The organism is Acidobacteriota bacterium, assembly GCA_038040445.1.
Lineage (GTDB): Bacteria > Acidobacteriota > Blastocatellia > UBA7656 > UBA7656 > Onstottus_A > Onstottus_A frigus.
On record JBBPIG010000020.1, the window covers coordinates 64,223 to 81,398 of the forward strand.

The 17,176-nt window shown below is 58.5% G+C and carries 22 protein-coding genes; 4 read left to right on the forward strand and 18 right to left on the reverse strand.

Annotated elements, in window-relative coordinates:
* Positions 1–56: 56 nt before the first annotated feature.
* The 12 genes from AABO57_20140 to AABO57_20195 all read right to left on the reverse strand — a co-directional run bounded on the left by AABO57_20140 (position 57) and on the right by AABO57_20195 (position 7,911).
* Positions 57–1,460 carry an MFS transporter gene (locus tag AABO57_20140; GenBank protein MEK6288037.1) on the reverse strand — a complete coding sequence of 468 codons (1,404 nt, stop codon included), beginning with the start codon at positions 1,458–1,460 and terminating at the stop codon, positions 57–59.
* 265 nt (positions 1,461–1,725) lie between these two features.
* A complete protein-coding gene (locus tag AABO57_20145) occupies positions 1,726–2,085 on the reverse strand; it encodes a DUF1428 domain-containing protein (GenBank protein MEK6288038.1) in 360 nt (119 codons plus the stop codon).
* A 34-nt stretch (positions 2,086–2,119) separates the two neighbouring features.
* Entirely contained in the window at positions 2,120–2,530 is a 411-nt protein-coding gene (locus AABO57_20150; protein MEK6288039.1) for a VOC family protein, read from the reverse strand.
* Positions 2,531–2,719: 189 nt separating this feature from the next.
* Positions 2,720–3,016 (reverse strand): MoaD/ThiS family protein, encoded by a 297-nt coding sequence (locus AABO57_20155; GenBank protein ID MEK6288040.1) that lies wholly within the window; start codon positions 3,014–3,016, stop codon positions 2,720–2,722.
* A complete protein-coding gene (locus AABO57_20160) occupies positions 3,013–4,200 on the reverse strand; it encodes an exo-alpha-sialidase (protein MEK6288041.1) in 1,188 nt (395 codons plus the stop codon). The genes AABO57_20155 and AABO57_20160 overlap by 4 nt, the downstream gene beginning before the upstream one ends.
* Entirely contained in the window at positions 4,197–4,394 is a 198-nt protein-coding gene (locus tag AABO57_20165) for a hypothetical protein (protein MEK6288042.1), read from the reverse strand. The genes AABO57_20160 and AABO57_20165 overlap by 4 nt, the downstream gene beginning before the upstream one ends.
* Positions 4,391–5,023, reverse strand: coding sequence for an SRPBCC domain-containing protein (locus tag AABO57_20170; protein MEK6288043.1), 633 nt, complete (start codon positions 5,021–5,023; stop codon positions 4,391–4,393). Before AABO57_20170 ends, AABO57_20165 begins: the two co-directional genes overlap by 4 nt.
* Positions 5,024–5,068: 45 nt before the next feature.
* Complete coding sequence (locus AABO57_20175) at positions 5,069–5,482, reverse strand: DUF1801 domain-containing protein (protein MEK6288044.1); 414 nt, start codon at positions 5,480–5,482, stop codon at positions 5,069–5,071.
* A 514-nt stretch (positions 5,483–5,996) separates the two neighbouring features.
* Positions 5,997–6,359, reverse strand: a complete 363-nt coding sequence (locus AABO57_20180) for a DoxX family protein (GenBank protein MEK6288045.1) — start codon at positions 6,357–6,359, stop codon at positions 5,997–5,999.
* Between the two features lie 56 nt (positions 6,360–6,415).
* Entirely contained in the window at positions 6,416–6,889 is a 474-nt protein-coding gene (locus AABO57_20185) for a VOC family protein (protein ID MEK6288046.1), read from the reverse strand.
* A 57-nt stretch (positions 6,890–6,946) separates the two neighbouring features.
* Entirely contained in the window at positions 6,947–7,312 is a 366-nt protein-coding gene (locus AABO57_20190; protein MEK6288047.1) for a YciI family protein, read from the reverse strand.
* 242 nt (positions 7,313–7,554) lie between these two features.
* Positions 7,555–7,911, reverse strand: a complete 357-nt coding sequence (locus AABO57_20195) for a YciI family protein (GenBank protein ID MEK6288048.1) — start codon at positions 7,909–7,911, stop codon at positions 7,555–7,557.
* A 77-nt stretch (positions 7,912–7,988) separates the two neighbouring features.
* Here AABO57_20195 and AABO57_20200 point away from each other — a divergent pair, with 77 nt between their 5' ends.
* Positions 7,989–9,248: an RNA polymerase sigma factor gene (locus AABO57_20200; GenBank protein MEK6288049.1), complete on the forward strand. Its 1,260-nt coding sequence runs from the start codon at positions 7,989–7,991 to the stop codon at positions 9,246–9,248.
* 260 nt (positions 9,249–9,508) lie between these two features.
* Here the strand turns inward: AABO57_20200 and AABO57_20205 are convergent, their stop codons facing one another.
* The 5 genes from AABO57_20205 to AABO57_20225 form a co-directional block, all read right to left on the reverse strand.
* Entirely contained in the window at positions 9,509–9,955 is a 447-nt protein-coding gene (locus AABO57_20205) for a nuclear transport factor 2 family protein (GenBank protein MEK6288050.1), read from the reverse strand.
* Positions 9,956–10,129: 174 nt separating this feature from the next.
* Complete coding sequence (locus tag AABO57_20210; protein ID MEK6288051.1) at positions 10,130–10,570, reverse strand: DUF6496 domain-containing protein; 441 nt, start codon at positions 10,568–10,570, stop codon at positions 10,130–10,132.
* 187 nt (positions 10,571–10,757) lie between these two features.
* Positions 10,758–12,122, reverse strand: a complete 1,365-nt coding sequence (locus AABO57_20215; protein MEK6288052.1) for a PQQ-binding-like beta-propeller repeat protein — start codon at positions 12,120–12,122, stop codon at positions 10,758–10,760.
* 55 nt (positions 12,123–12,177) lie between these two features.
* Positions 12,178–12,462 carry a HigA family addiction module antitoxin gene (locus tag AABO57_20220; GenBank protein ID MEK6288053.1) on the reverse strand — a complete coding sequence of 95 codons (285 nt, stop codon included), beginning with the start codon at positions 12,460–12,462 and terminating at the stop codon, positions 12,178–12,180.
* Positions 12,463–12,476: 14 nt separating this feature from the next.
* Positions 12,477–12,755 (reverse strand): type II toxin-antitoxin system RelE/ParE family toxin, encoded by a 279-nt coding sequence (locus tag AABO57_20225; GenBank protein ID MEK6288054.1) that lies wholly within the window; start codon positions 12,753–12,755, stop codon positions 12,477–12,479.
* Between the two features lie 176 nt (positions 12,756–12,931).
* Here AABO57_20225 and AABO57_20230 point away from each other — a divergent pair, with 176 nt between their 5' ends.
* Together AABO57_20230 and ligD are read left to right on the forward strand one after the other, a co-directional pair.
* Positions 12,932–13,375, forward strand: a complete 444-nt coding sequence (locus AABO57_20230; GenBank protein ID MEK6288055.1) for a bleomycin resistance family protein — start codon at positions 12,932–12,934, stop codon at positions 13,373–13,375.
* Positions 13,376–13,410: 35 nt separating this feature from the next.
* Positions 13,411–14,757: a non-homologous end-joining DNA ligase gene (gene ligD, locus AABO57_20235; GenBank protein MEK6288056.1), complete on the forward strand. Its 1,347-nt coding sequence runs from the start codon at positions 13,411–13,413 to the stop codon at positions 14,755–14,757.
* Between the two features lie 166 nt (positions 14,758–14,923).
* Here ligD and AABO57_20240 read toward each other — a convergent pair whose 3' ends face one another.
* Positions 14,924–16,012 carry an ATP-dependent DNA ligase gene (locus tag AABO57_20240; protein ID MEK6288057.1) on the reverse strand — a complete coding sequence of 363 codons (1,089 nt, stop codon included), beginning with the start codon at positions 16,010–16,012 and terminating at the stop codon, positions 14,924–14,926.
* Positions 16,013–16,351: 339 nt separating this feature from the next.
* On the opposite strand from AABO57_20240, the gene AABO57_20245 reads away from it, so the two are divergent.
* The gene (locus AABO57_20245; GenBank protein ID MEK6288058.1) at positions 16,352–17,077 is read left to right on the forward strand and encodes a hypothetical protein; all 726 of its coding nucleotides are present in this window, start codon (positions 16,352–16,354) and stop codon (positions 17,075–17,077) included.
* Positions 17,078–17,176 lie beyond the last annotated feature (99 nt).

A 17,176-nucleotide genomic window follows, 5' to 3' on the forward strand; every position in this document is an offset into this window, starting at 1 on the left:
CAAGTAGCTTCGCACTCTCAACCCGCGAGGCGGCCTACAGAACAGGAGTGCTGGGTCTACGCCTCCTTCTTGTCGTCGCTCGCTGCCGGCGCGACAGCGAGCCCCGGCCTCGCATACTGATCCAACCCGAATCCAAGAGTAATCGTCGCCAACAGAATCGCCGACGAGAAGAAGTACGGCGACGATACTCCGATCGAATCGAAGGCCCAGCCGAAGAACAACGGTGCGATGATGCGAGCCACTCCGCCATACGTCTGTTGCATTCCCATATACAAGCCGCGTTCTCTTTGAGAAATGACTCGTGACAGAAGCGCCGTGACGCACGGAAACGTAAAGGCCGTGCCCAGCGGAATCAGCGCTACGGCTAACGCCAGCATCCCCAGGCTTCGCGAGAGCGGCATCCCGAGAACGCCCGCGGCCAGGAGCACGAGCCCCAGACGCGAGAGCCTCGCCTCGCCGAGCCAATCGACCGCGCGCCCTAAAAGCAGCACGCGAGCGAAAACCGCAATTGACCCGATATACATGAAGAAATAGCCTATCGTCTGTTCGGTGACTTGAAAGCGCGCGTTCAGGAAGAGCGCGAGCACCGAAAAGCTTCCCTGAAAGGCGCCAATGGCAATCGCATAAATCAAGATGAGGCGCGACGCGGGCTCGCTCGATCGCGAGATCACGCGCCAGATCGCCTGACGCGAGGTAGGGCGTACGTAGCCTTCCTGCGGCGGCTCGCTCGAATCACGAGACTCGGTCAGATAGCGAGCTGCGAAGATCATGTTCAGCAAGCAGAGCCCGGCCGCTATGATTCCAGGCCCCGCGCGCCCCATCAGCAACGTCCCCGGCCCCGGCATCAGATCGCGCTTGCCTAATGCAATCGCGAAGGAACCGAGCACCGGCCCCAGCGCTACACCGAGATTGGTTGTCGCCGAGAGCCATCCGAGCGCTCGCGCGCGATCCTTTGGATTCGTCGAGTCGGCTACGTAAGCCTGGATCACGCCTACCGTGCCCCCGCCCGCGCCCTGCACCAAGCGCGACAGGAACAAGAGGAGCAGCGAGTGCGCGAAGCCGAAAATCAGATACGCGATTCCTGCTGCGCCTATCGCGATCAGCAGCGTGGGCCGGCGCCCCACTCGATCAGAGAAGCGGCCCCACATCGGCGCGCTTATAAGTTGTGCGATGGTGAACGAGGCGACAATGAATCCGGAGATGGTCCCGATTCCAAAGTGCAGCCCGAGTACGTCGATCCCCGGCCCGCCGAGTTCCTTTACGTAAAACGGCAGGAGCGGAATGATCATCAACAGCCCCAGCATGTCTACGAATGCCGTCGCCATGAGTGTGAACAGCTTGGCGGGGATCTTCCGGACTTCTTTCCACAGAACGTAGAGAAGTGCCATCGCGATCGCGCCGAGCAACACGCGCACGACAGGCGATTGGAAGGAGTGGGCAATGTCTTGCTGGATTATCATTAGACGCGCTGTCTTCGGTTCTCCAATACATTTGCTCGGTTAGCGTCGGGGCATGTGACCACTTGGACTGGGCATGATGCAAACGCGTTAGAAGCGGTTCTTCATCTGTATGGTCGATTGCGGGATCTAAGAAGACAGTTGGGTTCACCTGGCGGGGCATTCTTCAATAGAGATATTCCTCTGCGTTCCTCCGCGTCCTCTGCGGTTTACTCCGGATGCATTTAACCGCAGAGGACGCCGAGGAACGCAGAGGAGAAGTGGCGGCTCAAGCTTCGACGATAACTTTGAAACCTCCGTAGACCATGCGCTTGACGTCGAAGGGCATCGGCACCCCCTCCATCATCTTTGCCATGCGGGGGTCTTTCATCACTTTCGCGTTGACGCGATCGCGATGCGCGCGCGACTTGAACACTATCCACGAGAACACCGCCGTCTCGCCGGGCTTGAGCTTCATTGTCCGCGTGAACGAAACGCCAAACTTCACATCGAGGTCGTCGCCTACGCACTCCCGGTACTCGAGCGCGCCGTGCTCGCGCCAGATTTTTCCAGCCGCTCGCGAGATGCGGCGGTAGAGCTGCACGTTTTTCGTGGGGACCGGCAACACGAATCCATCAACGTAGTTCATAAATCCTCCGTAGTAGTTTATACCTGGAAAGAGGTCAGGTAGCTTGTCCGCAGTTGATCATCCACGGGATGCCGAACCGATCGGTAACCATCCCAAAACGGACGGCCCAGAAGGTCTGCTGGAGCGGCATCTGAACCGTTCCGTTCTCTGACAACGCGTCGAATATGCGTTCTGCCTCTGCCGGATCGTCGATTTGGATCGATACACAAAAGCCTGTTGGTTTCACATCGCGATCAGGCGGAGCGTCAGCCCCCAGCAGTGCCGTCTCTCCGACAATCAGGCTCGCGTGAATGATTCTATCGCGCCATTCTGATGGCACTTGATCGGCCATCGGCGAATCACCATAGGTCATCATCGTTTGGATGTTCCCGCCAAGACACTGCTGATAGAACTTGAACGCAGCATCGCATTGGCCGTTGAAAGCGAGGTATGGACTCAATTGCATAGTGGACTCCTTTGGTTATTAGTAGGTTGCTGAAAAAAGTCATCCGATACCACGGGCTTCAGAGACTGTGCGAGACCTCCGGGAATCCCACCCACTGCCCGTGGGTGGGATTCCCTGACTTTTCGCACACTATCTGAAGCCGGTGGTATCGAAGAAGCGCGGCCCGTTTCAAACGTACTGCTGCCGACTCTAGCCGCCGGCTATCGCACCTACGACCAGAAGAGGCTCTGCGCCACTGGCGACCGCTTCCGGTAGCGCGGCGTCCGGCGGTTCGTGTGATAGATCTTCCTCGCAGGCGAAGAACCTCAGGAAGGGCCGGCGCTGCCCGGTGACGTGGTCGCGGATCGTCCCTCGCAGCATCGGATAGCGCGCCTCGAGTGCGTCGAGCACCGAACGCAGCGTAACCTGACCTTGAACGTCGAGCTGCACCTCGTCGTCGACCTTCGCCAGAGTTCGCAGATGGTACGGGAGCTCGACTCGGATCACGGAAGCACCTGGACTTCTACCGACAGCACGGGCGGAAGATCTCGGACGATGGCAGCCCAGTTGTCTCCGGCGTCGGCCGATGCGTACACCTGCCCGCCGGTTGTGCCGAAATACACGCCGCACGAATCAAGCGAGTCGACAGCCATCGCGTCGCGTAGCACGTTGACGTAGCAGTCGCTTTGCGGCAGACCTTTCGTGAGCGCTTCCCACTCGTTTCCACCTGTGCGGCTGCGGTAGACTCGCAGCTTTCCGTCGGGCGGATAGTGCTCCGAGTCGCTCTTGATCGGGACAACGTAGACGGTGTCCGGCTCGTGCGCATGAACGTCGATCGCGAACCCGAAGTCGGTCGGCAAGTTCCCGCTGATCTCGTGCCACGAATCGCCGGCGTCATCGCTGCGCATGACGTCCCAGTGCTTCTGCATGAACAGCACGCCCGGGCGGGACGGGTTCATCGCGATGCGGTGAACGCAATGACCGACCTCCGCGGTCGGGTCGGGGATGTACAGCGAATGCAGCCCACGGTTGATCGGTCGCCACGTCTCGCCGGCGTCGTCGGTTCGGAAGGCGCCCGCGGCGGAAATAGCGATGAAGATCCGGTTGGGGTCACTCGGATCCAGAATGATCGTGTGCAGGCACATCCCACCGGCGCCTGGCGCCCAGTTGGGTCCCGAGCCGTGGCCGCGCAGTCCGGCGAGCTCCTGCCACGTCTGGCCGCCATTCGTCGAGCGAAACAAGGCGGCGTCCTCAACCCCGGCGTAGACCGTATCGGGATCAGTTAACGAGGGTTCAAGATGCCAGACTCGCTTGAACTCCCACGGACGCAGCGTGCCGTCGTAAAACTGATGCGTGGTAAGCGGCTTGCCGGTTTCCGCAGACGTGTCGTAAACGAACTTGTTGCTCTCGCCTTTGGGCATGCCCTCCGGGGTAGTGGTCGGTTCGCCTGGCGGTGTTCCGGGTTGGTGCCAGGTTTTGCCGCCATCGTCCGAACGTTGAATGATCTGGCCGAACCAGCCGCTGGACTGCGATGCATACAGCCGATTCGGATCAGCGGGCGACCCTTTGACGTGGTAGAGCTCCCAGCCCGCAAAGTGTGGCTCACTGACGTCCCACCGTTCGCGTTTTGCGTCCGCCGTTAGGACGAACGCGCCCTTACGTGTACCGACCAACACCCTTACTCCGCTCATACATTTGCTCCTTTCTTTCTTGGTTCATAGTAAGAGTTCAGAATACAAGAGTTCAGAGTCGTTCCCCCAATAAACAGATGTCCCGCCACATGAAGCCAGGTCTTACCGTCGTTGCCGAAGAAGTCTCCCGGAATGCTGTAGATGTTGTCAGTGCCGGTGACGATCGCCAGCACAATCGCTGGAACGATTATCACTTATGCTTTACCAAAGCCTCTGCAAGCTTGTCGAGACACTGGCTCAAGCCGGCTTCGGACATCTCGCGCATTTGGCCCACCGTCCAGCCGTATTCGGTGGCGGTCAGTTCAGTCTTGTCGCCAACGCGCTTGAAAGCCAGGGCGCTGGGTATTTCTCTCGGGAAGTCTGGGGGCATGCCCATCGTAGTAGGATCAATTCTGTTGCCGTCTTTGTCGGCCAGGCCCTGGCTGAACTCGATCAGCTTCATGGGCACAATCTTCTTGTAGACGCCAGCGGTGTAGAAGTCTTGACCACCTTGAAATTCTTTCGGCGCGCGCATGTGGAACAAAAATTTGCCGCCTTCACGAAAATCTATTTTGCATGACGGCGAGGTAAAGCCTGTTGGACCCCACCAACGCATGACGTACTCGGGATCGGTCCAGGCTTTCCATACCAGCTCGATCGGGGCGTCGAAGACACGTGTAATGACGAGATCGCGTTTCTTTACATTGTCTGCGGTATTTTTGCCCTGTACCTTCACGGTCGGCCCTCCGGTCTCAGCCCTGGTGGAATTGTCGCCTCCCACGATGAGAGCCGACGCGGCAAGCACGCCGAGCACGGCGAGCGATGGGTTGTTCATTGTCTTCATAGCGTAGTCTCCTTCGAATGGTTCCTAGTCCCAACTGCGAAGTCCTCATTGACGGTCCCGATAACTCCTGCCCGACTCGTTCTCCGCGATGCGCGCCTTGATAAGCTTCCTCACGAGTGCGGTGGGAAGCGGTTCGCCGGGCGCAAAGCGGATGGAAGCTTTGCCGAGTTTGTAGCCCTTGAGATCAACTGCGTGCGCGCGCGTCACGTTCGTGCTCATGATGTGAAAGGTGCAGAGGCCCTTCGACGCCGCGAAGCCCACCAGGAGTCCGTGGTGTTTGTAAGCGGGGATCTGATAGCTGATGACCTCGGTGGCCTTGGGCGCCGTGGCTTTGATCGTCTTGCGAAGCTTCTCGAGCGCGGTCCGCACATCTTCCGGCACGGCCGCGAGGTAGTCGTCTACCGTCTGAACCCCCGCGCTTTTCTTCGCGGGCTTAGCATTAGCAGCTACTTTTTTCATGAGAAATCCTCCCTTATTGTTGTTGTTGCAAATCATTCAGACATAGTCTCTTTGGTTTAACCCGGGACAGTCTCATGCAGCCGCGTATTTGGACTGCGCCGCCTATTCCTCATTCAACGACTGTCTCATGCAGCGGCGCTTTGTCTTTTGGCGAACACTCGACCAACAGATTGTGTTCTGCGGTTCCTCTCTCCACATCAGAAAAAGCGCCGCCGCTGCCTGAGAGCGTTCTTGTCTGACCAATAGGCGGCGCAGTCCAAATGACCCCCTGCCAGACAGCCCTTTCTCAGATGTTCGCGACATGATCGCGATAGATGCCTGTGGCCGCGGACCATGTCGAGGGTCAACCAGTGACTCTCTCGTGCAGCGGCGGCGCTTGTCTTTTGGCAACACTCGACCAACAGATTGTGTTCCGCGGTTCCTCTCTCGACATAAGAAAAAGCGCCGCCGCTGCCTGAGACGGCCCTTGATCGACGAATCAGTGGCGAGCCCGGAATCGTTGTGAGAACCTGGGTCAGCGATGCGGCGTCTGCCGCCAGCGGCCGTAGGCAATGAACGCCGCCAGGAGCCCCACCACCAGCGTGATCAGCGCCACTGCTACACCACCGCCCACCAGGTTGGTCACCGTCGCACCGATCATGATGATCACCAGCCCTGCGGCCGCAAGCGGTGTCAGGCCCGGCCGCATTCGCAAGAGTCCGGGGAGAATCAGGCCGAGGGCGCCGAGCACTTCGCACACGCCGATAAACCGTAAGAACAGAACCGGGATCGGCACCGGTCCTTTTAGCGCCTCGGGCGGCAGGACCAGCTTCGCTCCACCGGCAAACAGAAAGAGCAACGCGAGCAGCACCTGAACGATCCACAACGCGTAGGTCATGATCGGTCTCCTCGTTGGCGACTCGTCGCCGTCTTCCGGCGCGGCCCGTGTTTGGATTATTGTCCGTCATACGCTTGCTTCAAAGTCTTTATGTCAATCTTATCCATTTGAAGCATTGCCTCCATGACGCGTTTCGCTTTCTCAGGATCTTTGTCTTGCAACATCTCAATTAGGATAGTGGGATTGACTTGCCATGACAGACCATATTTGTCCTTTAGCCAGCCGCAACTTGATTTTTCTCCGCCTTCAGAAAGCTTCTCCCACAGCTCATCTATTTCTTCCTGCGTGTTACTGTCCACGCTTAACGATATGGCTTCCGTGAAGGTGAATTGCGGACCACCGTTTAGAGCAATGAATTCAAGTCCTTCGAGCTGGAATGCCATGGTCAATACTGTTCCCTTCGGACCAGGCCCTGCTTCTCCACAACAGGTAACGCTCAAGACCTTTGAATTTTTGAAAATAGAAACATAAAACTTCACGGCCTCTTCCGCGTTGTTGTCGAACCACAAGAATGGGGTAATTTTCTGCATGTCATCTCCTTTTTGTTTGCAATCCTGGGTTAACGTTTCTGCCCATTTGCTCGCGTACTACTTTTGCGGCAGGCCCGCGAGCTCGATCACTGGGCGGATCTCGACTGTGCCGATACGCGCACCTGGGATTTGTCCGCCAATGTCGATGGCTTCGTCAAGATTCCCGGCGTTGGTAAGGAAGTAGCCGCCGAGCTGTTCGCGCGTCTCGGCGAAGGGCCCATCGGTCACGAGCCGTTTGCCCTCGCGACCCCGGACGCAGGTCGCTGTCGAAGCTGCGTGCAGCGGGGCGGCGTCTAAATACTGCCCGCTCGAGTTGATCTGGTTTGCGAGTTGTACGGACTCCTCGCGCATTTGCAGCAACTCGGTCTCGCTCAGCTTGCCGAGGACCTGTTCGTTGTGGTGAACCAGCAATATGTATTTCATGTTTAGCTCTATCAGTAAGTCGAATAGCGAATGTACGGATCGACACTCCGCCAGGAAATATTCATGAATCTTTGCTAGCGATCAAATCGGCAAGAAATCCGCGCAAATCCGTCGAATCCGTTTCATCAGTGGTCTAATGCGTTCGGAGGAATCGCTTTGCTAATGCCGCACAGACCACGGATGACGCTGATCCGACCGATTTGCGCGGATACCTCACCAGCGAATTGTCTGTTAACACGCCACTAATCCTCCGGCAAACCCGGGATCTCCAGCACCGGCCGGATCTCGATGGTACCCATACGCGCTACCGGAATTCGTTCAGCGATACCCATCGCCTCGTCGAGATCCCTGGCCTCGATTAAGTAGTAGCCGCCCAGTTGTTCGCGCGTCTCCGCAAACGGACCGTCTGTCACGAGCCGTTTGCCCTCGCGCACCCGGACGCTGGTCGCCGTCGAAGTCGGGTACAGCGGGCCGGCAGAGAGAAAGTGCCCGCTCGAGTTGAGATCTTGCGTAAGCAGCGCAGACTCCACGTAACAGTGCTCCCGCTCGGTCTCGCTCAGGGCCTGCTCGTCGAGATAAACCAGCAACATGTATTTCATAGCCTGTGCCTCCATCAGTAAGTCGAATGGCGCGTGCCGGGATCGACACTCCGCCTGGAAATTATTTAACATCAGGTATGCTCCCAGAAGCCAACGTCGCGGTCGAGTCGGTTTATCGCTCTGATTGGGGCCGGATCGTCGCCACGCTTATTCGCCTCTTCGGCGACTTTGACTTGGCCGAAGAGGCCGCTCAGGAAGCGTTTGCAGCCGCTGTAGATCAGTGGCGCGACTCCGGCGTCCCTGAGTTTCCACGCGCATGGATCATCCAGACAGCTCGGCACAAGGTCATTGACCGCCTACGCCGGCGGACGCGGTTTGAGGAAAAACTTGAATCGTACGCCGCGTCCGGGTTGAGCCGGACCATCGAGGAGCCGGATTACTTCACGGACGAGATTCCCGACGATCGGCTTCGGCTGATCTTCACCTGCTGTCATCCGGCGCTTGCGCACGAGGCGCAGGTCGCACTGACACTCCGCACGCTGGGCGGCCTGGAGACGGACGAGATCGCGCGGGCGTTTCTTGTGCCCGCGGCGACGATGGCGCAGCGGCTCGTGCGCGCCAAGCGGAAGATTCGAGACGCAGGCATTCCATACACAGTGCCTGAAACCAGTGACCTGCCCACTCGGTTGGACGCGGTGCTTACCGTGATCTACCTGATCTTCAATGAAGGCTATGTGGCGACTCGAGGCGAGCCGCTCGTGAGGGCTGATCTCTGCGCAGAGGCCATTCGACTTGGACGTCTCGTGAGAATGTTGATGACCCCCCAACCGCCGTCGGAAGCGACTGCTCTCCTCGCTCTCATGCTACTTCACGATTCGCGTCGCGATGCCCGCATCGATGAGGCCGGTGATCTTGTCGTTCTGGAAGAGCAGGATCGCAGCCGCTGGGACGAGCGGCAAATCGCCGAAGCGCTTCCGCTGGTCGCTGAGTCTTTGCGCGGCGGGCCTGGTCCGTTCGCTGTGCAGGCGGCGATCGCTGCCGAGCATTGTCGCGCGGCGCGAGCCGAAGATACGGATTGGGCTCAGATCGTCCGGCACTACGATCTTCTTGAGCGCCTCCAGCCCTCTCCCATTGTGTCGCTGAACCGGGCTGTGGCGGTCGCGATGGCGGAAGGCCCCGCGCGCGGGCTCGCGCTCATTGATGCGCTCTCGGCAGCCGGCGATCTCGACGGCTACCACCTGCTGCATGCTGCACGTGCCGATCTGCTGCGTCGGATTGGATCATCAGTAGAAGCGGCGAAAAGTTACGAGCAAGCGCTGGCGCTGGTCACCAATGAAAGCGAGCGCCGATTTCTGGAGCGACGTCTGCGTGAGGTTCAGCCTCCGCGCATCCATTGAATGGTTGTCGATCATCTCTCCGTTCGCTGCGCTGATGGCAAACTGCGGTTCAGGGTTCAGGGTTCAGAGTTCCGGGTTTAGCCGAAAGTTTATTGTAGTTAGCTCTTCGGGACATCGGCTACGAGCTTCTGCTAAAGGGCCGGACTACGAACTCTGAACCCGGAACCCTCCTCTGGATTTGATTTGAGAGTACACAGTCACGAAACGCGACCTTCGCGAATCATTGCAACGTTGCGATAGCTCCGAATGCTCGCGAAGAACTACGGCTTGAGATCAAGCGACGCTTTGCCGGTCTCGACGTCGAACGGCACCGAGCTATGCTCATGCGTGACCATCCACTTGCCGTCGATCTTGCGGAAGCAAACGGTGGCGCGCCACCACATATCGATTTTCCCTCCGTCTGTCCGAGTTCCGTTGACCCGGTTGAGGCTATGGCAGAAGGCCACGTCATCGCCCGCAGTAATGTTGAGGTCGCGAAGCTCGTAGCCGATTGGACCTTGGAACGAAGAGAACCACTCCTCCGCGCGTTTTCTACACGCATCCAGTCCGATTTTTTGCAGTGTGGTTACGACATCGAACGAAACGATGTCCGGCGCGTAGTTGGACACCGACCCGTCGATGTCCTTGGCGCGGACTGCCCGTGCCTGATCATCTATTAGCTTTCGGATCTGGGCCTCACTGGTTGCTTTGCTATTTGTAGCGGTCATGTCTTTTTTCCTCGGTTGAAAGACTGAAGTCTTGGTTGACCCCAAGTCGGTCCGGCACTCAGGTGCGAAGTCGAAGAGGTTCCCAAAGCGATTTGTTGAATTGAAGAGTCGTGCCTTGGCCGCCCGGCCGGCACAAGCTGAGTTTTGTTGTCCATGTCATCCGATTCTGAAGGCTCATTTCTTGCGCGTCGCGGCGGCCTCTTTGGCAGAACGCGAGCGCGAAGCGCCCGAGCGCTTGGCTGCAGCGCTTCGAGCGTGGCGCGATAGCGCCGTTTTGGATGCCGCGCTGTGGCCTTCACGCTTTAGCTTACGCGAGGCTGCGCGCGAGCGCTTGGCCGACGTCTTTCCTTTCCCAGCGCTCCTTCCTTTGCGAGTGTCGCGCGCAGCTTGTTCTCGTGTCTCTGTGGACGCGTTCTTCGGAGGAGGAAGCTTAACGCCGGCCCGGCGCGCTTTGGATAGTCCGATGGCGATAACTTGTTTGGCTGAGCGAGCGCCGTGCTTGCCCTCGCGAACATGTTCAATTTCTTCTCGGACGAACTCTCCAGCTTGTGTGCTTGCGGCTCTTCCTTCACGCTTGTCCTTCTCTGCGCGTTCCAGTGTTTCCTTGTCAGGCATAATTCTCTCGTCTCCCTGGTCCCCCGCAAAACCGCACGAGGAATCCGATACATGCGCCAAGCACGTCGGAGATATCGCTGGAAGATCGGATAGAGATACCTGAGTCAGAAGCGATAAGAATTCCTCGTGATTCATTCATAGACTGTTTAGACCGCGCCACGCATTCCCAAAGGTGAATCAGCGGCGTTCATTTCTTGCCGATGCAGTAGAGATGCTTTGAGCCGCGAATAAAGAGCTTGCCCGCGCCGACGGCTATCGAAGCATAGACCGGTTCGCCGAGCGAGTTGGTGCGGAGGACTTCGAACACGGGACCGGCTTTGATGACAAAGGTATCACCATCTTCACTCGTCAGCAGGATCTTATCGTCGAAGGCCACGGGCGAAGATGAGAACGTGGCGGGCACTGGCACGCGGCCACCTTCATATTTGACCTCGCCGGTCCTGGCTTCGAGACACGTGATGATGCCACTGTCTGTCATCAGGTAGAGGTAATCGCCATACAAGATCGGGGATGGCACATAGGCCGTACCCTTGTTGTATTTCCACACGACATAAGGTGTGCCCTTGAGATTGCCGTCACCGCCGAGACGAATGCCTATCGCGAGCTTTGGCTGTCCCGACGAGCCTCCCGAAACGAAAACCATGCCGTGACCTGTCACGGCGCTCGGAATCGCATGAGAGATGACGCCTTCCGAGCGCCATAGCTCCTTGCCGGTCGCCGGATCATAAGAAACAGTGCTTTCAGCGCCGCTCGCAATCAACTCCGTTCGCTGCGGCGTGTGAACAAGCACCGGCGTCGCCCAGGTTTTGCGCTGAGTGCGTGGCACGCGCCACATTTCCTTACCGGTGAGCTTGTCTAGCGCCGCGATGAAGGAGCCCGGCCCCCCGTCTTCTTGATCGCATTGCAGGATCACCAGATTCTCGTAGAGCACCGGCGACATGCCATTACCCATCCCCATCTTGGCGAACTTGCCCAGCGATGTTTTCCAGACCAGTTTGCCGTCGAAGTCGTAGCAGTAGACTCCCTCCGCATCGAACAGAGTCCACACGTACTTTCCATCGGTGACCGGCGTGGCCGAAGCGAAAGTATTTTTCCGATGCCGGTCGTCGTAGACGGTTCCTTCGTAGGCAGTTTTCTCCCAGAGAACCTTGCCGGTCTCACGGTCCAGGCAAAGGACCTTGATCGTATAGCTATGATCTCCGCCGGCGCTGTCCGGATGGCGATACACCTGGCCACCGCGGATGTGAGTGACGGCTTTAGCGCCCGGCACGGTTGGGCCTTCGATTGAAGTGGTCAGAAAGATTTTCTTGCCCCAGATGATCGGCGACGAATGCCCACGCCCTGGGATCTCGGTCTTCCACTGAACGTTTTTGGTCTCGCTCCATTCAGTGGGCAAATTCTTTTCCGTCGAGACGCCGCTGCCATTCGGCCCTCGCCACTGCGGCCAGTTTGTTTCATAATTAGAGGCTGCGGCCATCGGCGAATGGGGACTAGACAGAGCAAGCGAACAAACAATCAAGATAAAGCCAAGGCTGAAAGACGTTCGTTTCATAGCCGTCATCGCATCTTGCACAACGTGAGAAGTCTTGGCGGGCGGGTCGGTCGCTCTATGACGCGAGCTTCACGACCCGAAGCTGCTTCCGACGCTGCTCAACGTGCCAAAGGTCATACTGCGTTTGTTGGTTGAGCCAGCTCTCCGCAGAGGTGTCGAAGGCAATAGAAAGACGCACGGCCATCTCAGGCGTTATACCCGCACGGCCATTCAGAATAGCGGAGAGGGTCTTGCGGCTTACCCCCAGAGCTTCTGCCGCCTGCGTAACGGTGACACCGAGTGGTTCAAGGCAAAGGGCCTTGATGACCTCACCCGGATGAGGTGGGTTATGCATACGCATCACTACTACTCCTCTCAGTGATAGTCCTCGTAATCGACAGACTCAGCGTCCTTACCAATGAACTTGAACGTCACCCGCCAGTTCCCGCTCACGGCTACAGCCCAAGTTCCTTTTCGTTCACCCTTGAGCGGGTGAAGGTCCAATCCCGGAAGAGCCATATCTCGTGGGGCAGTGGCGGCGCTGAGGCGACCCGGGATCAGACGCAGCCGTTCGGCATGTTGAGCCTGGACGCCAACCTTGGTGCCGGTCTCGAAGAACTTGGCCAACCCCTTGTGTTTGAACCCGCGGATCACCCTCGCTGACTGTAACCCGGATCGTTACAGCCTTACAAGGGAACCGGGCGGCGACGGACCGCGGCAACATGACTTCTGAGTTCTGACCTCTGACTTCTGAGTTCTGACCTCTGACCTCTGACTTCTGATATTCACATCCTTGCACGGCGCTCCTTCGCGGGCATAGTATTGCGGCCATGCTGGCCAAACGACTGATCCCCATCTTGAACGTCTCCGATATCAAAGAGAGCTTTGCGTGGTTTGAAAAACTCGGGTGGAAGAAATCATGGGACTGGGGCGATCCGCCGGACTTCGGCGGAGTCTGCTCGGGCGAATGCGAGATCTTCCTCTGCGAAAACGGTCAAGGGGGACGTGGCAAGGGTTCCGTCAAGATGACCTTCGGTCCGGAAGGCGACGAATCCGCCGACAAGGGCGCGTGGATGTCGATCTTTGTTGATGACGTGGACGCCGTCTACCAGCACTGCCTGGCGCAGGGAATTGAAGTCGCGTGGCCTCCGACCGACATGCCATGGGGCGTGCGCGAGATGCACGTGCGCCACCCCGATGGTCACGTCTTTCGAATCGGACACGGTCTTGATGAAGAGGATGTCACTCTAAACCCTGAAAGCGTGAGGGCATGAAGCCACAGGTGAGGTGGGCGTGTTAACTTATCTCAGTGAAGAAGGATGACACAGCCGAGCTTCTGTCGATCGGGGGACGCGAAGTCCCTGTGACCCACCCCGACAAGCCGTATTTCTCTAAGCAAACGAAGCTCTCGAAACTCGATCTCGTCCGATATTATCTGTCGGTCGCGCCGGGTGTTCTTGCTGGAATCCGAGATCGTCCGCTGGTTCTCAAGCGCTTCGTCAACGGCGCCGAAGCCGAGGCGTTTTATCAGAAACGCGCGCCCGCCCAGCGCCCCGCGTGGTTGCGAACCGTTACGCTGTCATTCCCTTCGGGCCGCAAAGCGGAGGAGGTCGTCGTCGATGACGCGGCGGGGCTCGCTTGGATCGTCAACCTGGGCTGCATCGAATTGCATCCGCACGCCGTGCGCTCCGGCGATCTCGAGCACCCGGATGAGTTGCGCGTCGATCTCGATCCAGGTCCTGGTGTCATCTGGGAGGACGTGCGCCGTGTTGCTCTCGAGGTGAAATCGCTGCTCGAGGAGATGGGGCTTCGTGGCTGGCCCAAAACAAGCGGTTCACGGGGAATGCACGTGAATGTACGGATCGAACAACGCTGGACGTTCATCGAGGTGCGCCGCGCGGCACTCGCGTTATCGCGTGCGATCGAGCGGCGCGCACCCACGCTGGCCAGCTCGAAGTGGTGGAAGGAGGAGCGTCACGGCGTGTTCCTCGACTACAACCAGAACGCTAAGGATCGCACGACTTGCTCCGCGTATTCCGTGCGTCCCGTTCCCGACGCGCGTGTGTCCACGCCGCTTCACTGGCGTGAGGTCCCCGACTGCGAACCGGCCGACTTCACCGTGCTCACGGTTCCCAAGCGCTTCGCGGAGCTCGGCGATCCGCACCGAGGCATGGACGCCGAGCCAGGTTCGCTCGAAAAGCTGCTCGAGCTCGCGGACGAAGACGAGGCGGCAGGTCTTGGCGACGCACCCTGGCCTCCACACTTTCGCAAGATGGAGGGCGAGGCAACGCGCGTCGCCCCTTCGCGCGCCCGCCCCACCGCAAAAAAATCCACCGCGAAGAAGCCGCCGACGAAGATGCCGAAGATGACGAAGATGCCGCTTCTGGTGATCGCGAACTCTCCCAAGAAGGACGCCGCGCTCGCGGGTCTGGAGAGGTGGAAGAGCAAACATCCCGAAGTGGCCAGGCTTCTCGCCGTGGACGATGTGCTGATCGACTCCATGCGAGGCAGGTCATCCACCTGGACCCGCATCCGAGTGAACCTGCGGAATGTGCCGGAAGGGTTGCGCCCACCGCAGGAAACTCCCGACCCTGATGACGATCCAACGCGTGAATGGCGCAACTGGCTCGCTTCGAAGCGGAGCCAGATCAAGTAGGAGTTTCGCGCAAAGACGCAAAGTTCCGCAAAGACGCCAGGCATTCAGCGGAGGCAGCCTTCGGCGCCGAGGTTATTGTCACCTCATTATCTTGGCGTCTTTGCGGAACTTCGCGTCTTTGCGCGAAACATCTACTCAATCTGGCTCTCTTTCCGAGGTTAGGACACTACCGGCCGCTTGCGAAAATCTCCGCCAGCTCCTGCGGCGGAACAACCTCAAGCTGATCGTAGGTGCAATCGCTCGGCTTCTTTTCAGTGCGCCACCTTCGAAACTGCGCTGTGTGACGGAAGCGGCTGCCCTGCATGTGGTCGTAAGCGACTTCGACTACGAGCTCGGGACGCAGCGGCTGCCAGGACAGGTCCTTGCCCTGGCTCCAGCGGCTCTGGGCGCCTGGCCTGCGATGCCCGGCTTCACCATTCGGTGCTTCATGCTCGGCCCAATGTTTCCAAGGATGAGCGGCCAGCGCGTCCTGGCGATATGGTGCGAGGTATTCTACAAGCTCACGGCGCACCTTGTCCGTGAAGCTCGCGCAGACGCCGACATGCTGCAGCGCGCCCGAGTGGTCGAAAAGGCCGAGCAGGAGTGAGCCGACAGCCGTGCCCTCGACGTTCTTGTGCCATCGAAAGCCGGCAACGACACAATCGCAATCGCGCTCGTGCTTGACCTTGAGCATCACGCGTTTATTAGGTTCGTAGGTTCCAGATATCGGCTTAGCGATGACGCCGTCGAGACCCGCGCCCTCGAAGCGACGAAACCAGTCCGCCGCCACGCTTAGTTCGCTGGTTGCGGGTGTCAGGTGTATCGGCGGCACTGCATATGAGAGCAGCGATTCCAGCTTCAGGCGACGCTCGTGGAAAGCGATGCCGCGCAGATCTCGGTCCCCCTCGCAGAGGAGGTCGAATAAGACGATCGATGCCGGGATTTCCTGGGAAAGAAGCTTCACCCGCGACGCGGCGGGATGAATGCGGAGTTGTAACGCATCGAAGTCGAGCCCGCCATTCCTTGCGACGACGATCTCGCCGTCGAGCACCGAGCGACGAGGCAACTGTGACAGGAGCGGCTCGAGCAGTTCGGGAAAGTAGCGGTTCAGCGGTTTTTCGTCGCGGCTCTGGATGAGGATCTCGTCCCCGTCGCGAAAGACCAGGGCACGGAACCCATCCCATTTCGGTTCGAAAATCCATGTTCCGCCTACGGGTAATTCGCCGACCCGCTTGGCGAGCATCGGCAAAAGGGGCGGGTTCACAGGAAGATTCACACCTCAATCTTATACTGCACGGACTCACACCGGCGACCCGCAGCCGTTCTCAACCGGATTGGAAGGAGTGTCCTAATCTTGTGTTGGTCGGACTAGGACAAGACAGGCTCCTACGGAGTTGGTCGACCACCTGATGGAATCGCGTGTAGCAACTCGACCTGGGTGGGATTGTGTGAGAGCGTGTGACGACTAAGCTGGGCCGCTCCGTTGCTCTCGCGGGCGTTTCCTGCTCTCGATTCCGCCTCATGTCACAGTCTACCTGGGAGGTATCATAGTAAACTTATGGCTCCCGAGCCTCAGCGTGAGGCGTTGCCTGAATGAAGGCGTGGAGGTTGTGTCTTGAAAGTAACTAAAGAATCGATAGAGAGCTTCACCGTCGAATTCGAAAGTGATGAGGAGCTTCGAGACGAGTTCGACGCAAACCTCAGCGCGGGCGGATTGTTTCTCTCTTCAACCGAGAGACCCGCCGAGATGTCGACGATTCAGCTTACCTTGCGGCTGAGCGAAGGCGGCTCTTTTGCAACTAGCGCAACCGTCGTGCGGCTCTTCGAAGGCGCGTTTGCGGTCTCGATTGACGCGAACCCGCAGGAGATTCTTTCGAGTTTGACGGCAAGGCCCAATGCGCCCGATGAAAAAGAAGAATCCGCAGCCGGGAAACATGCAAGCGTGTGGGACCGCATTCGGGCGATGCCTTATGCTGAGAAGATCATTCTCGCCGCCAAAGCCGGCCGAAGCGAAAGAGCCGTGTTGATACAGGACAACGATCCGCAGCTTCTGTATTACCTGCTCAAGAATCCTCGCATAACTACAGAAGAGGTTCTGCGCATAGCGAGGATGACTTCGATCTCCGCGGCTGTCGCCGATCAGATTGCGAAGACGACTCAATGGTCATCCAATCAGGAGATACGCTCAGCTATTGTCAACAACCCCCGCACGCCCACGCCGCTCGCGTTAAAGCTCCTGGGCACTCTTCCTGAGCCTGAGATTCGGCACATAGCCAAAAGCACTGGAGTGAGTCAGGCTCTCAAGCAAGCGGCGTTGCGAATAGTAATAAGCCGGGGTTAGCGGACTGAGGCCGTCTGCGTTCGGCTTGCGCGGCTTTACGTCTGTCGATCGAGCACTGGTCACAGAGTTTGTGTGGAGCGAGCGGTTGTTCGACAACAA

Coding starts and splice junctions, on each gene's coding strand:
- AABO57_20140 (MEK6288037.1), bottom strand. CDS start 1,460: ATGATAATCCAGCAAGACATTGCCCACTCCTTCCAATCGCCTGTCGTG.
- AABO57_20145 (MEK6288038.1), bottom strand. CDS start 2,085: ATGAACTACGTTGATGGATTCGTGTTGCCGGTCCCCACGAAAAACGTG.
- AABO57_20150 (MEK6288039.1), bottom strand. CDS start 2,530: ATGCAATTGAGTCCATACCTCGCTTTCAACGGCCAATGCGATGCTGCG.
- AABO57_20160 (MEK6288041.1), bottom strand. CDS start 4,200: ATGAGCGGAGTAAGGGTGTTGGTCGGTACACGTAAGGGCGCGTTCGTC.
- AABO57_20170 (MEK6288043.1), bottom strand. CDS start 5,023: ATGAAGACAATGAACAACCCATCGCTCGCCGTGCTCGGCGTGCTTGCC.
- AABO57_20175 (MEK6288044.1), bottom strand. CDS start 5,482: ATGAAAAAAGTAGCTGCTAATGCTAAGCCCGCGAAGAAAAGCGCGGGG.
- AABO57_20180 (MEK6288045.1), bottom strand. CDS start 6,359: ATGACCTACGCGTTGTGGATCGTTCAGGTGCTGCTCGCGTTGCTCTTT.
- AABO57_20185 (MEK6288046.1), bottom strand. CDS start 6,889: ATGCAGAAAATTACCCCATTCTTGTGGTTCGACAACAACGCGGAAGAG.
- AABO57_20190 (MEK6288047.1), bottom strand. CDS start 7,312: ATGAAATACATATTGCTGGTTCACCACAACGAACAGGTCCTCGGCAAG.
- AABO57_20195 (MEK6288048.1), bottom strand. CDS start 7,911: ATGAAATACATGTTGCTGGTTTATCTCGACGAGCAGGCCCTGAGCGAG.
- AABO57_20200 (MEK6288049.1), top strand. CDS start 7,989: ATGCTCCCAGAAGCCAACGTCGCGGTCGAGTCGGTTTATCGCTCTGAT.
- AABO57_20205 (MEK6288050.1), bottom strand. CDS start 9,955: ATGACCGCTACAAATAGCAAAGCAACCAGTGAGGCCCAGATCCGAAAG.
- AABO57_20210 (MEK6288051.1), bottom strand. CDS start 10,570: ATGCCTGACAAGGAAACACTGGAACGCGCAGAGAAGGACAAGCGTGAA.
- AABO57_20215 (MEK6288052.1), bottom strand. CDS start 12,122: ATGAAACGAACGTCTTTCAGCCTTGGCTTTATCTTGATTGTTTGTTCG.
- AABO57_20220 (MEK6288053.1), bottom strand. CDS start 12,462: ATGCGTATGCATAACCCACCTCATCCGGGTGAGGTCATCAAGGCCCTT.
- AABO57_20230 (MEK6288055.1), top strand. CDS start 12,932: ATGCTGGCCAAACGACTGATCCCCATCTTGAACGTCTCCGATATCAAA.